Raw genomic sequence first — 14,055 nt, forward strand, 5'->3', positions numbered from 1 at the left:
CTTGCATATATTTATTAATGTTAAATAAACGATAAAGGAGAACGAATCCGATGCAAACGAAAAATGAAAAAGGAATTGTAGTAGATAACTATCACGGCACACTTGTGGAAGACCCTTTCAGATGGCTAGAAGATGATAAAAGTATAGAAACAAAAAACTGGGAAGACAACCAAAACAAACAAACGCATGCCTATTTCAGCAAAATACAAAATAGAGTGACCATAAAAGACAAGCTTATGGAGCATTGGAATTACGAAAAATATTTTATCCCTCAAAAGGAAGGATCGTATTACTACTATCATAAAAATGATGGCTTACAAAATCAGCCGGTGTTCTATCGTGCTCATGCACTTACAGATGCTACACCAGAAGTAATAATTGATCCAAATGCGTTGAATTCGGATGGAACAACTGCACTAACAAACATTTCCTTCAATAAAGAAGGAACATTGATGGCATATGCAATTTCCGAGAATGGCAGCGACTGGCAAGAAATAAAAATTCGAAATATGGAATCAGGTTTTGAATACCCAGAAATAATCAACAGATGTAAATTTAGTAGTCTTGCTTGGATCGAAAATGGCACGGGATTCTACTATAGCCGCTTTCCTGATCAAGGAACGGTAGAACTTGTAGATGAAAGTAACTATAATCGTCTCTATTTTCACATCGTAAATACGCCTCAATCGGAGGATAAATTAATCCATGAAAGACCAGATGATAAAGAGCTAGCGTTCCGTCCCATCGTCTCAGATGACTACAAGTATCTCTTACTCGAATCATGGAAAGGAACAGAAAACAAGAGTCGCCTCTATTATCGAGCGATTGAAAGTGATGATGCATTCATTCCCCTAGCAGATGCCGGTGATGCCAACTATTCGTTTATCGGTAATAATGGTACTACCTTTTATATTTATACAAATAAAGATGCACCAAATGGAAAAATAGTTGCAATTAACCTTAATGAACCACAGATGAACCAATGGAAAGAAACTATTCCAGAGCAACAGGATGTTATGTCCTTTATTAAACTAATAGATGATCAAATAGCCATTACGTATATGCATCACGCCAAAGATCAAATAAAGTTGTATGACCTTGACGGTGTATTTGATAGGATATTAGATCTTCCCGATATGATTACAGTGACGAATATTAGCACTAATAAGAAAGAAAAAGAGATGTTTATTAGTTATACTTCTTATTTAACACCAACGACAGTTGTACGATATGATTTTCATACAAAATCTCTAGATACCGTTTTTTCATCGAAAGTGAGTTTGGATAGTTCTCGCTTTGAGACAACTCAAGTTTTTTATCCTTCTACAGATGGAACGAATATTCCGATGTTTATCACTCATAAAAAAGGCATTCAGCTAACTGCAGATCACCCTGTACTGTTATATGGATATGGTGGTTTTAATATTAGCATGACCCCTTCCTACTCTGCTTCTAATGCGATGTTTATAGAAGATGGTGGCATTTACGCCGTAGCTAACATCAGAGGAGGCGGTGAATACGGAGAAGATTGGCATCAAGCAGGAACTTTTGAAAGAAAGCAACAAGTGTTTGATGATTTTATTGCAGCTGCGGAATGGTTAATTAGTAGTGATTATACGAATTCTTCTAAACTAGCAATTATGGGAGGAAGTAATGGAGGACTTTTAGTCTCGGCTTGTATGAACCAACGCCCTGAATTATATAATGCTGTCATTTGCCAAGTGCCGGTAACGGACATGCTTAGATATCAACACTTTACAGTTGGACGCTTTTGGACGTCGGAATTCGGAAACGCAGAAGAAAATGCAGAGCACTTCAAAACAATCTATGCCTATTCTCCACTCCATAATATTTCGCCTAATCGGAACTATCCAGCTACATTAATCACAACAGCTGATACAGACGATCGAGTTGTGCCACTACACGCTAAAAAATATGCGGCCACACTTCAAGAGGCTAAAATTGGAGAAGCTCCTATTCTATTAAGAATTGAAAAGGATGCGGGTCACGGTCTAGGAAAACCAACTTCCAAGATTATCGAAGAACATACAGATATTTATACATTTATTTATAAATTCCTAGGGATGAATTGACATGTATTAAAAATAAGGAGACTGTCTAAAATGATGAACATTTTAGACAGTCTTCTTTATTCATTAATTTTAGGATCAAACGCATCACGAAGTCCATCTCCTACAAAGTTAAAGGACAATACAGTAATTAAAATCATAAACCCTGGAAGAAGTGGGTACCACCATGCACCAAGCATGATTTGAGGGTTTTGCGCACTTTGCAACATATTTCCCCAGCTCGGAATAGGTGGTTGTATACCAAGACCAAGGTAACTTAGTGCAGCTTCCCCTAAAATAACTCCCCCTACCCCAAGTGTCGCAGAAACAATTATCGGCCCCATAGCATTTGGTAGTATATGCGAAAAGATAATTCTTGAATTTTTTATACCTAATGTTCTTGCAGCCAATACAAATTCCGATGATCGAAGTGCCAAAAATTCTCCTCGAACTAATCGAGCAGTCCCAGTCCAACCAAAGACTGCGAAAACGAAAATTAATGTCATTAGACTCGGATCAAAGATTGTAACAAGTGTTATTAGAAGAAATAATGATGGAAATGAAATAACCGCATCAACAAAACGCATAAGTATGGCATCGAGCTTTCCTCCGTAATAACCTGCTATCGCACCGATCATTGTCCCAATAAAAATAGAACCCGCAACAGAGGTAAAACCAACAAGGAGAGATACTCTAGCTCCATAAAGTAACCTACTTAATACATCACGACCTAAATTATCTGCACCTAGAATATATTTTTCTCCTGGTGGACTCAGCTTATCTAGCAATACTTGTTTACTTGGATCTTGTGGCGCTAACCATGGTGCAAATATGGCAGATGCAATAATAATAACTAGTATAATTGCTCCAATAACAGCTAATTTGTTTTTTAGAAATTTACGTAACATGACTTTCCAAATAGATTCGTGAGCAAATTCTTGTTTTTCTTCTATAAGTAATGGTTCGTTTACCGTTAAATTTCGCCCTGAAAGTGTCATTTCATCTCCCCCTAATATTCAATTCTTGGATCAACAATAGCGTAAAGTATATCTGCAATTAAGTTACCAATTACTACTAACGAAGCTGCAATAACTACTACCGCCATTATGACAGGATAATCTCTTTGAAATGCCGCTTCCACAAAGAGCAAGCCAATCCCGGGCCAAGCAAATATACTTTCAATGATGACAGAACCTCCAATAAACGATGGCAACATTAATCCTATAATTGTAATAATGGGAATAAGCCCATTTCGAAGACCATGTTTAAAAATCACGGTTCCATTTTTAAAACCATTTGCTTTCGCAGTTCTAATATAATCTTGTCGAAGCACTTCTAACATACTAGACCGGGAGTATCTTGTTAAACCAGCCATATCTGCTGTTGCAAGTACAAAAGCGGGAAGTATTAAATGGTGTATTCGATCCCAAATACTAAATGGTTCACCAAGTGTAGCTACCCCACCGGTTGGAAACCACCCCATATGCACGGACATAAACATGATTAATACAAGCCCAATCCAAAAGTTAGGTGTTGCAACCCCTAAAAAGGATACAAAGGTAATGGAATAATCTGTTAAGGAGTTACGCTTAGTTGCAGAAATGACGCCAAGTGGAATGGAGATTAAAAAAGCTATAACCGACGATACAATCATTAATATAAGCGTATTTGGTAACCTGGCCAATATTAGCTCACTGACAGGAACACCTTGACGAATAAGTGATTCTCCAAAGTTTCCTTGAATCATATTTCCTAACCATCTGACATATTGCACAATTACATTATCATTTAAACCATAAGCCTCTTTATATGCCGCTAGATTTTCCTGCTTTATCATGGGATCCATCATTAACGCAGTCGGATCCCCAGGTGCCATTTGCATCATGCCAAACGAAATGATTGTTATAAGAAAAAGTAATGGGAAAGCCATTAATGTTCGTCTTATTATATATGTAGTCATTTCTAGCCCACTCCTTAAGGGAATTAATTAGTACCTTTTAAAGTTTGAAATATGAGAAATGCGAACATCTCCACGAAACGAAGTACGGGAAATGCTCGCCACCTTTGATACTAAAAAGATTTCTAATATTAATCTATATACCATTCATGTATTTTGTAATAAGTGTTAGCTGCATTAAACTTCGGACCATGAAGGTTAGGTGCATTTGCTAAACTACCTTCTACATAGTATAAGAAAGTATCTGGCTGTTCTTCAGCAACAATTGCATCTGCTTCAGCAATAATTCTCTTTCTTTCCTCTATATCCGATATTTTTGTATTTTCGGATAGAAGTTCATCCACGCGCTCATTTGAAAAACCGTTATAATTCAAACCATTTTCAATTTCTGAAGTATGCCAGAACCAAGTTGGGTCCGGGTCACTTCCAATAGACCAACCAGCAACAATTGCATCAAAATTCCATAATGGAGGACTTGTTTGCTCTACATATGCACTCCATTCAAGCAATTCAATCGATGTCTTAATACCAATTTCACTTAATTGTTGTTGGGCAACTTCTGCAATTTGTTGACGTATTTCATTTGCGGATGTAGTTTTTAAAACAAACTCGAACTTATTACCATCTTTCTCTAATATTCCGTCTTTGTTCGGCTCCCATCCTGCCTCTTTCAACTTTCTTTTTGCTTCTTCAGGGTCATATTCGAACTTTGGTACATCTGGATTAAACGCCCAGTTTGCCGGGCTACCTGGGCCATGTGCTACTACTCCCGATCCGTCCAAAATAGCTTGGACTATTGCTTCTTTATCTATCGCATGCGTTAGGGCTTGTCTAACTAATTTATCCTGGAATAGTTCGTTGCGTAAGTTATAACCAATATATTCAAAAGCATTAGAAGGTCCTGAAGTTACGACAACCTTTCCTTGCTCCTCTAGTTTTTTAGCCGTCTCAATATATTGTGGTGATATACCTGTCAGATTTATATCCCCAACTTGCAACTGTGCCATTAATGTATTCATATCGGGAACGATTTTATAAATGATAGAATCTAATTTTGGTGCGCCTAGATAATAATCTTCATTGGCTATAAGTTCGATATATTCTCCTTCTTTCCATTGTTGAAATTTAAAAGGACCTGTTCCAATTGGTTCCTTCGTATTAAACTTGTTCATACCAAGTTCTGCTATAGGAACTTCCCCTAAAATATGCTTTGGTAGTACTTCAAATTGTGCTGTAATTGTGATGAATGGTGCATACGGCTCGGAAAGGACAAATTCTACTGTATAATCATCAACCTTGTTTATTTCCTCAATAATTTCAAACGGTAATCCACGTGGTCCGATATAGTCTTCGTGTAATGGGATGCCGTATGAGAAGACGACATCATCCGCCGTAAAGTCAGCTCCATCATGCCATTTCACATTTTCTCGTAAATGAAAAGTCCATCTTAACCCATCTTCAGTGAACTCCCAGCTCTCAGCCAAATCTCCTTCAGGATTGAAATCCGTATCCACCGTTACCAGTCCACTAAAAATGAAACCTTCAATCGTTGAACTAGAAGTATCCGTTGAGTAATATGGATTAAATAAAGTCGGTGCCGCTGTCGTTCCTAAAACTAAACTACCGCCAGACTTCTCTTCTGTTTGCGTATTCTCTGTTTGGTTATCTTCTTTTTCGCTATTCGCCTCATTACTGCTTTCTTCCACTGTTCCATCTGAACATGCTGTGACAATTAGCACGAACATAAAGACGATGAATAATAAAAAACGATTTTTTAACATTTCATTTTCCCCCTCTGTTTTTATATTCAACTAAAACCAGTATTTTTGTATAAATCCCCCCTTCCAAATAAGTTAACGAACAACCTATTACACTATTTGGGGATTATCATATAAATGACAGGCAACAAATCTATTTGGCTGCACTTCTTTTAACTGTGGAACGATTGTTTCACAAGCTTTTATTTTTGCTGGACATCTTGTATGGAAAACACACCCTGTAGGCGGATTGGACGAACTTGGTATATCGCCCTTCAAGATAATTCTATCTCTATTTATAGTTCCTTTTTGTCGTATAGTTGGTACGGCAGAGAGTAAAGCTTGGGTATAAGGATGAAGGGCTTCTGAATATATATCATTTTTATCAGCCAATTCAACGAGTTTTCCTAAATACATCACTCCTACGCGATCTGCAATATGTCTTACAACACTTAAATCATGAGAGATAAAAATATACGTAAGATTAAATTGCGATTGTAAATCTTCCAATAAATTAATAATTTGCGCCTGTATAGATACATCCAATGCAGAAACAGCCTCATCGGCAATGATTAACTCGGGATTTAATACGAGCGCCCGTGCTATTCCAATTCTTTGACGCTGTCCTCCTGAAAATTCGTTTGGATAATAATTCATGGAAGATGAATGCAAGCCTACTACTTCAAGTAGTTCTTTTATTTTTTCATTTCGTTCTGTTGAATTAGCGTATAACCCATGTGCCTTTAATGGTTCTTTCAAAAGATTCCCTAACGATTTTCTTGGATTCAATGAGGCATAAGGATCTTGAAAAATCATTTGTATTTTTTTTCGAATGAGCGGCCTTAATGCTCTTTCTGGCAATTTTGTAATATCAATACCGTCATATAGCACGCTTCCTCCAGTCGGTTCATATAGCCTAATAAGTGCCCTGCCCATCGTAGACTTTCCGCAACCTGATTCCCCGACAATTCCTAGTGTTTCTCCTTTTCGCACACGAAAACTAATATCGTCCACTGCTTTTACATGACCAACTACTCGTTGAATAATTCCTGCTTTGATGGGAAAATACATTTTTAAATTTTGTACTTCTAATAACGTTTCTTCTTCGATTACTTTGTTTACCTCTTCCATGTTAAGAGGTGAAGTAAATTCTAATAAACTTGTCGAACCCATTATTCTCCCCCCACATCATCATATAAAAAGCAACGAACAGATCTAGTCCCGTCCATTTTTCTTAGAGCAGGCATTTCTTTTGTACAACGTTCAAATACTTTGTTACATCTTTTTGCAAATCTACAGCCTTCTATAATAGTTCCAGGTGCAGGAACATTTCCCTTAATCGCTTGAAGCCTTTCTATTTCACCTTCTATTTTTGGAACGGAGTTGATGAGTCCAACTGTGTAAGGATGAAGGGGATAGTCAAACAAATCATCGATATTTGCAATTTCAACAATTTGCCCTGCATACATAACGATGACTCTGTCTGCTAGTTCAGAAACAACACCAAGATCATGCGTTATCAATAGGATTGAAGTAGAAAACTTTATACTAATCTCTTTCATCAATTCCAAAACTTGTGCCTGAATAGTAACGTCTAATGCAGTTGTCGGCTCATCTGCGATTAATAGCTTTGGATTACAAGACATTGCCATCGCAATCATCACACGTTGTCGCATTCCACCAGATAACCGGTGCGGATAACTTTTTAGTAATTTTTCTGGATCAGAAAATCCAACTAACTCTAGCATTTCAATCGCTTTTTGTTCTGCTTCCCTTTTTGGCAACTTTAAATGATAAATAATAACACTTAATAATTGATCGCCAATTGTAAGAACTGGATTAAGGGATGTCATCGGTTCCTGGAAAATCATTGCAATCTCTTTCCCGCGAATTTTATACATTTTCTTTTCGGTTAATTCTGCTAGATTAACCCCATCTAACAAAATCTCCCCTTCTACTACCTTCCCTTCTGGAGATGGTACAAGTCCCATAATAGATAGGGATGTCATGCTTTTCCCACATCCTGATTCTCCAACAAGTGCAACAATTTCACCTGCATTTATCTTGAAATCAATTCCATCGACTGCACGAACAATGCGTTTATTTTTCTTGAAATATGTTTTAAGATTATTTACTTCCAATATTGTAGACAACATGTTTCACCCCATTTTTTATCTTTCTCTATAAAACTTTTACTATCAAAACCCCATGCATAATAAATTTATTGCAATATTCATGCCAAATATTCTTTTTATTCAGATAATTATAGAGGTAGCTTTACTGAAATGAAGAAATTAAATTTAGTAGCTTATTATTCCTAATTCTAAGCTACGAATTTTTAATTGTTTATTTAAGAAAAGTGTCTAAAATATCTACAGGTATTCGTTATATGTGTCCATTTTCTTTTACATTTCAACCGATTATTATTTATCATAAAATAACTAATTCTTTGGGTGATGGTGATAATACTTCGCAGCCATCTTCTGTTATAAGTAGCATATCTTCGATTCTCGCTCCTCCAATGTCCTGTAAATAGATTCCCGGTTCTATCGTGACTACCATTCCAGGTAATAAAATCTTTTCTGAGTCTGCGGAGAATAACGGTTTTTCGTGGACTTCAAGACCAATTCCGTGACCTGTTCCTGTACCGGAGAATTCATTGAAACCAGTTTCGATTAGGATCTCTCTCATATACTTATCTACTTCCCGATCCGTTAGGCCTGCTTTTATATTGGTAACGCAGTTTGTGAATGATTGAAAAACGGCTTGGTGGACTTCTTTCATTTTTGCACTTGGCTCTCCCATTGACACAACGCGGGAAATATCAGACCAATAGCCATTATAATTAGTACCAAAGTCGATGGTGATCATATCACCATGTCCAATTATTTTGTCACTTGCCCGACCATGAGGTAGTGATGCTCTTTGCCCTGATGCCACAATCGGACTAAATGTAGAAGTGATCCCACCATTCTTTTGAATGTAATTTTTTAATTCCTCTGCGACTGCAAGCTCTGTCAATCCTGGACGAATGAAATCCAAGATGTGCACGAACGCATCGTCTGTAATTTTAGAAGAGATTCTAATATTTTCAATTTCTTCTATTGATTTCACCATACGCATGTTTTCCACTACATCATATGTAGGGACTAACTCTGAATCGATTAGTCCATTTAACTTAGAGTAGTTTCCGAAATTCAAATGTTGTTGCTCAAATCCAAGCCGTTTTATGTTCATTTGTTTGACTTGCCTAGCTACTTCATCATAAATTTTATGCTTGTGACCCGTATGCTCTTTATGTAAAACAACATCCAAGCCCGTTTGACTTTTTGCCTGCTCCAAATAACGGTAATCTGTTATAAATCTCGCATCATTTTTGGTAATCAGAACAACTCCATTGCTTCCTGTAAATCCGGATATGTATCGTCGATTCCAGTCTCCGTTAATCATCAAACCATCCATATTTAATTCTTCTAATTGTTTTTGTAACTTCGCAATCCTATCCATTTTTCCGCCTCCAATATTTTTGTTCGTAACTACCTCTGCATAAACCATAATGCAATTACCATACCAACTCTTATTGCCAATATGGCATCACTCTTGCATAATCAGTAATAACGACAAACTTAGGAGGGTATTATATTGGGTAATTTATATGAAACAAGACGGGAGCATTTGACGGCTTATCTTGCTCAGAATGATATCGGTGCTGTCATGATCACTGCACCGGCAAATGTCTATTATTATACGGGGTTCAATTCAGATCCTCACGAACGATTCATGTCTTTGATTATTAACGTTTCAACAGATCAGACATACTTGTTTGTACCTGCTTTAGACAAAGATGCTGCATTACAGGAAGCTGATATAGCAACGATTATCTCGATTTCAGACGAGGAAGTTCCATTGGAGGTCGTAAGTAAGTCGATTGGCAAACTATCGAAAACGGTTGGAATTGAGGCAAAGAACCTAAGCTATGATCGTTATATTAGCCTACTAGCCCATTTTCCAGATGTAGAAGTAGTAGATGTGCAACCATTCGTAAACAAACAAAGAATGAAAAAATCGGCAGAGGAAATTGAGAAGTTATCAGATGCCATCAGAATTATTGAAAAAGTGTTGAAAGAAGGCATTAAGAAAGTAAAAATTGGCATGTCCGAGTCCGAATTGACGGGCGAATTGGAATTTCTCATGAGGAAGTTCGGTGCGGATGGTCCGTCGTTCTCCACCATTGTATTGTCCGGGGAAAAGGCTGCATTACCGCATGGTTCTCCTGGAGAAAGAACAATCCAACGAGGAGATTATTTATTAATCGATTTCGGGGTCGTGAAAGATGGATATTGTTCCGATATTACCAGAACATTTATCATTGGCGAAGCATCTGAAAAGCAAAAAGAAATCTATGATATCGTATTGCAGTCAAATGAAGCTGGCATTCAAGCAGTACAAGAAGGTGTCTCCTTAAAGACATTTGATATCGCAGCTAGAAATGTTATCCATCAAAATGGATATGGTGATTACTTCAATAACCGTGTTGGACATGGCTTAGGTATTGAAGTACATGAAGAACCTTCCATCCATCAAAACAACGAACAACTTGCAGAAGCCGGTTTAGTTTTTACAATTGAACCAGGAATTTATATACCAAATGTCGGTGGTGTCCGTATAGAAGATATTGTTTACATCAACGAAGATGGTAATGCGGAAGTTTTGACTACTTTCCCAAAACAGCTTCAAGTCCTTTAATTTTCACCTTCCAACTGTATGGCGGCAACCAATATATTGTTACCGCTATACAGCTGCAAGGTTTTTTTATTTCTAGTTTTTCCAAAAGTAACTACTTAGGTATCAAGTAAAAGTACTTTTAGACAATTAATGTTTGATATTCACAAAGACACTTTTCACTTCTGTATAGTTGGCCAATCCGTATTCCCGTTCATTTCGCGACCGATTCGCGATTGCTTATATCCTCCAAACGGCATTGTTTCCCATTCTAGACCGAAGTCGTTAATCCAAACTCTTCCGGCTTTAAGCTTACCGGCTTGTGCAACGGCCACTTCAACCGCTTTGAACAGTTCTTGCTAACAAACTCCCCAATTCCTGTGACGTCTTAATTGATAAAATATTCGATATTGGGTGTAACAAGTACTGGAAATACGCCTTCTAGTTTAGTCATGATAAATTCCTCCTAAGTTTTGGTTCATTACAGGGAGCAAGATTTCACTTACCACTCTGCTCTCTTATTTTTTAGCCGCCTGTATTTCATCATAAAGTGCTTGTCCATTTGGAATGCTTTTAATGAGTGATTCTTGCGTCTTTTCTGCCTTTTCTTTGAACCCCGATAAGTCTGTCTCTACAATTGTAACGCCACTTTCTTCCGCTTTTTTCAATGAATCCTCATAAGCTTGTGCGTAAAATTCAATACCTTTTTTTAAACCTTCATCCGCAGCTTCTTGCAAGATTTTCTGTTGATTATCTGAAAGATCATTCCATTGCTTTTGAGACATGACCAATAAGGCAGGAAGATAATGCGCTTTTGTTAAGTTATAATACTCCGCTACTTCATTAAATCGGTCATTCATAAATTGATCCGGTGAAATATCACCGCCGTTTACAACACCTTGTTGTAAAGACATATAAACTTCAGAATAAGCCATGGGAGTTGGTTGTGATCCAAACGCATTATACGTATCGACATATCCAGGTGCCTGCATTACCCGTAATTTCAATCCCCTCATATCGGCTACTTCTTTGATTTCTTTCGTTGAGAACACATTTCTCTCCATAGCAGTCAACCAACCAAGCCCAACCAATTGATGCTCTTCAAGCATATCTAAATACTTTCTGCCGATTTCTCCAGCCAAAACTTCATTTGCTTGTTCAAAACTATCAAAAAGATAAGGAATGTCGAAAATTTCATATTCTTTAACTGTGTTTTCTAATGCAGCTTGACCTGATACAAACATTGAAATTGTTCCAGAGCGAGTCGCTTGGATCATTTTGATTTCATCACCCAATTGTGATTGTGGGAAAGATGTAATTTTAATAGATCCATCCGATTTTTCTTCTGCTATTTTCGTCATTTCATCAATCATCACTTGATAATGACTATCCGGTGTTAAAATATGTCCAATTTTCAGTTCCACATTTTTCTCTTCACCATTCCCAATTTCAGCGCCAGCACTATTAGATTTTCCAGAACACCCTCCGACCATAAGCATTAATAGGGGCACCATTAAAATCAATGACGATATTTTTTTCATTTTTCTTCTCTCCTATTCATTAATTTTTCATCCTATAATCGATGGTAACCACGTTGACAGCGGTGCAAAGTAACTAATAATCAGTAAATCGACAATTAGAACAGCCAGAAAGATAAGTAACGGTCTAATCAATTGATCTATTCTGAGATTTGCTATTTCACAAGCGACAAACAGATTAACACCTAACGGTGGTGTAACCATTCCAATCGCCAAGTTTACAATCATAATCAGACCAAAGTGTATTGGGTCGATACCGTAGATCACTGCAACAGGAGCTAGAATCGGTGCCAAAACAATGATAGCTGCTAACGTTTCTACAAACATGCCTGTAATCAATAAAAATATATTAGTTAATAACAAAAAGACTAAAGCACTATCTGAAAGACTGACTACTAGATCACTTAATTTATGTGGAACTTGTTCGATCGTCAGGATATAAGAAAAAACCGAAGCAAAAGCTACAATGATTAAAATGATTGAAGTAGAAATGGCTGATTTTATGAGTATTGACTTTAAATCACTCCACTTCAATTCCTTGTATATAAACAAACCAATAATTAAGCTATAGAACACAGCGACTACTGCTGCTTCAGTCGGTGTGAAAAGTCCGGAATAGATACCCCCGAGTATAATGACTGGCATGAGCATTGCAAATAGTGATTGACGAAATGCTACCCATAAATTTTTTGCCCATTCTCCAACAGATATGACCTCAACCTCATCGTATCCCTTTACCTTTGCAATTATTATGACCGATACCATTAAGGAAAGACCGATAAAAATTCCTGGAAGTATCCCTGCTATAAAAAGACTTCCTACGGATACATTGGCAACCAACCCATAAACAATCATTGGAACCGAGGGAGGGATGATTGCTCCTAACTCACCAGATGCCGCTGCTAAAGAAGTAGCAAATGGTTTAGGATATTTCTTTTTTGCCATCTCGGGTATTAGTGTAGTACCAATAGCTGCTGTCGTAGCGGAAGATGAACCTGAAAGTGTTGCGAAAAACATGGACGTTAACACGGCAACAGATCCTAGCCCGCCACGAAACCATCCAACTAGGGCGTTTGCCAATGCTATTAGTCTTTTTGCAATGCCTCCGGTCTGCATTAGATTACCCGCTAGAATGAAAAAAGGTATTGCCATAAGAGTAAAGGAATCTAAGCTTTCAAATATATTTTGTGCCAGTACACTTAATGAAAAATCATTTATTTTCAAAGCAATAACTGAAGAAAAGCCTAATGATATTGCAATAGGAACTGAACAGAGGAACAAAATAAGCATTGTTATAAATAATACTTGAATCATCGGTTCATGTTCATCTCCTTTCCTTTATATAAGATCAACATCATCGTCATTCACTGCACCCCTGATATCTTCTTTATTGTGAATTGTTTCGATTAGGTACGCCAATGTGTTTACCATCATCAGTGCAGCACCTACCATCATGGAAGCGTATACATAAGATTTACTAATTTTCATGACTGGTGCTGTTTCGGTAAAACCAAATTGGAACCAATCAATACCAATCACAAATAAGATTGCATAGAAAACTAAGCTTACGAAGTGGGCAAAAAACTTTAACGCTTTCCCTGCCTTCTCTGGTAAGGCAATTATGACAGACTCGATTGCAATGAGTTTAGCCCTTCTAGCTGCAATCGCGCTACCAATAAACGTGAGCCAAATCATTAAGTATTTTGCGATTTCTTCCGACCAAGGAACAGAAAATTGTTCAAAAATAAATCGAACCAGTACTTGTAGCATGACTACAATTGCCATAATGCTCAAAATAATGGCTAATAAACTTTCCGCGAGGACATTGATTTTATCAATAATTTTAACAAATCTCAAAGTATCCCTCCTTCATTGTAGTAACACGTTTGAGCATCAAATTCTAGTTGATAGTCCCATATGGGAAACCCAGAAATAAGCTAGATTAAAACTCCAAATATATTTTTCACTTCCACTTCATTAAAAACAACGACAGTTTTTAATCCTTTATGGCA

Annotated in this window: 11 protein-coding genes and 1 pseudogene; 2 read left to right on the forward strand and 10 right to left on the reverse strand. The window is 37.2% G+C overall.

Going from position 1 to position 14,055, the window contains the following annotated elements; genetic code table 11:
• Positions 1–50 precede the first annotated feature (50 nt).
• Positions 51–2,093 carry a prolyl oligopeptidase family serine peptidase gene (locus BMZ04_RS11735; RefSeq protein ID WP_093270325.1) on the forward strand — a complete coding sequence of 681 codons (2,043 nt, stop codon included), beginning with the start codon at positions 51–53 and terminating at the stop codon, positions 2,091–2,093.
• 56 nt (positions 2,094–2,149) lie between these two features.
• Here BMZ04_RS11735 and opp4C read toward each other — a convergent pair whose 3' ends face one another.
• The 6 genes from opp4C to BMZ04_RS11765 all read right to left on the reverse strand — a co-directional run bounded on the left by opp4C (position 2,150) and on the right by BMZ04_RS11765 (position 9,290).
• The gene (opp4C, locus tag BMZ04_RS11740) at positions 2,150–3,067 is read right to left on the reverse strand and encodes an oligopeptide ABC transporter permease (protein ID WP_093270328.1); all 918 of its coding nucleotides are present in this window, start codon (positions 3,065–3,067) and stop codon (positions 2,150–2,152) included.
• Positions 3,068–3,078: 11 nt separating this feature from the next.
• Positions 3,079–4,029 carry an ABC transporter permease gene (locus BMZ04_RS11745; RefSeq protein ID WP_093270332.1) on the reverse strand — a complete coding sequence of 317 codons (951 nt, stop codon included), beginning with the start codon at positions 4,027–4,029 and terminating at the stop codon, positions 3,079–3,081.
• A gap of 128 nt (positions 4,030–4,157) precedes the next feature.
• A complete protein-coding gene (locus BMZ04_RS11750; RefSeq protein WP_093270335.1) occupies positions 4,158–5,807 on the reverse strand; it encodes a peptide-binding protein in 1,650 nt (549 codons plus the stop codon).
• Positions 5,808–5,894: 87 nt separating this feature from the next.
• Positions 5,895–6,914 carry an ABC transporter ATP-binding protein gene (locus tag BMZ04_RS11755; RefSeq protein WP_093270706.1) on the reverse strand — a complete coding sequence of 340 codons (1,020 nt, stop codon included), beginning with the start codon at positions 6,912–6,914 and terminating at the stop codon, positions 5,895–5,897.
• 41 nt (positions 6,915–6,955) lie between these two features.
• Complete coding sequence (locus BMZ04_RS11760) at positions 6,956–7,936, reverse strand: ABC transporter ATP-binding protein (protein WP_093270708.1); 981 nt, start codon at positions 7,934–7,936, stop codon at positions 6,956–6,958.
• 277 nt (positions 7,937–8,213) lie between these two features.
• A complete protein-coding gene (locus BMZ04_RS11765) occupies positions 8,214–9,290 on the reverse strand; it encodes a M24 family metallopeptidase (RefSeq protein WP_093270710.1) in 1,077 nt (358 codons plus the stop codon).
• Positions 9,291–9,425: 135 nt separating this feature from the next.
• Between BMZ04_RS11765 and BMZ04_RS11770 the strand changes: the two genes are divergently transcribed.
• On the forward strand, positions 9,426–10,529 hold the full coding sequence (locus BMZ04_RS11770; RefSeq protein ID WP_093270338.1) for a M24 family metallopeptidase: 1,104 nt from the start codon (positions 9,426–9,428) through the stop codon (positions 10,527–10,529).
• 126 nt (positions 10,530–10,655) lie between these two features.
• Here BMZ04_RS11770 and BMZ04_RS22015 read toward each other — a convergent pair.
• The 4 genes and pseudogenes from BMZ04_RS22015 to BMZ04_RS11785 all read right to left on the reverse strand — a co-directional run.
• Positions 10,656–10,825: pseudogene (locus tag BMZ04_RS22015) on the reverse strand (aldehyde dehydrogenase family protein); the annotation flags it as partial.
• A 198-nt stretch (positions 10,826–11,023) separates the two neighbouring features.
• Complete coding sequence (locus tag BMZ04_RS11775; RefSeq protein WP_093270340.1) at positions 11,024–12,046, reverse strand: TRAP transporter substrate-binding protein; 1,023 nt, start codon at positions 12,044–12,046, stop codon at positions 11,024–11,026.
• Between the two features lie 27 nt (positions 12,047–12,073).
• Complete coding sequence (locus BMZ04_RS11780; protein ID WP_093270346.1) at positions 12,074–13,357, reverse strand: TRAP transporter large permease; 1,284 nt, start codon at positions 13,355–13,357, stop codon at positions 12,074–12,076.
• A 24-nt stretch (positions 13,358–13,381) separates the two neighbouring features.
• A complete protein-coding gene (locus BMZ04_RS11785; RefSeq protein WP_093270350.1) occupies positions 13,382–13,900 on the reverse strand; it encodes a TRAP transporter small permease in 519 nt (172 codons plus the stop codon).
• Between the last annotated feature and the right edge of the window lie 155 nt (positions 13,901–14,055).

The organism is Psychrobacillus sp. OK032, assembly GCF_900111345.1.
GTDB lineage: Bacteria > Bacillota > Bacilli > Bacillales_A > Planococcaceae > Psychrobacillus.

Coding starts and splice junctions, on each gene's coding strand:
- BMZ04_RS11735 (WP_093270325.1), top strand. CDS start 51: ATGCAAACGAAAAATGAAAAAGGAATTGTAGTAGATAACTATCACGGC.
- opp4C (WP_093270328.1), bottom strand. CDS start 3,067: ATGACACTTTCAGGGCGAAATTTAACGGTAAACGAACCATTACTTATA.
- BMZ04_RS11745 (WP_093270332.1), bottom strand. CDS start 4,029: ATGACTACATATATAATAAGACGAACATTAATGGCTTTCCCATTACTT.
- BMZ04_RS11750 (WP_093270335.1), bottom strand. CDS start 5,807: ATGTTAAAAAATCGTTTTTTATTATTCATCGTCTTTATGTTCGTGCTA.
- BMZ04_RS11755 (WP_093270706.1), bottom strand. CDS start 6,914: ATGGAAGAGGTAAACAAAGTAATCGAAGAAGAAACGTTATTAGAAGTA.
- BMZ04_RS11765 (WP_093270710.1), bottom strand. CDS start 9,290: ATGGATAGGATTGCGAAGTTACAAAAACAATTAGAAGAATTAAATATG.
- BMZ04_RS11775 (WP_093270340.1), bottom strand. CDS start 12,046: ATGAAAAAAATATCGTCATTGATTTTAATGGTGCCCCTATTAATGCTT.
- BMZ04_RS11780 (WP_093270346.1), bottom strand. CDS start 13,357: ATGATTCAAGTATTATTTATAACAATGCTTATTTTGTTCCTCTGTTCA.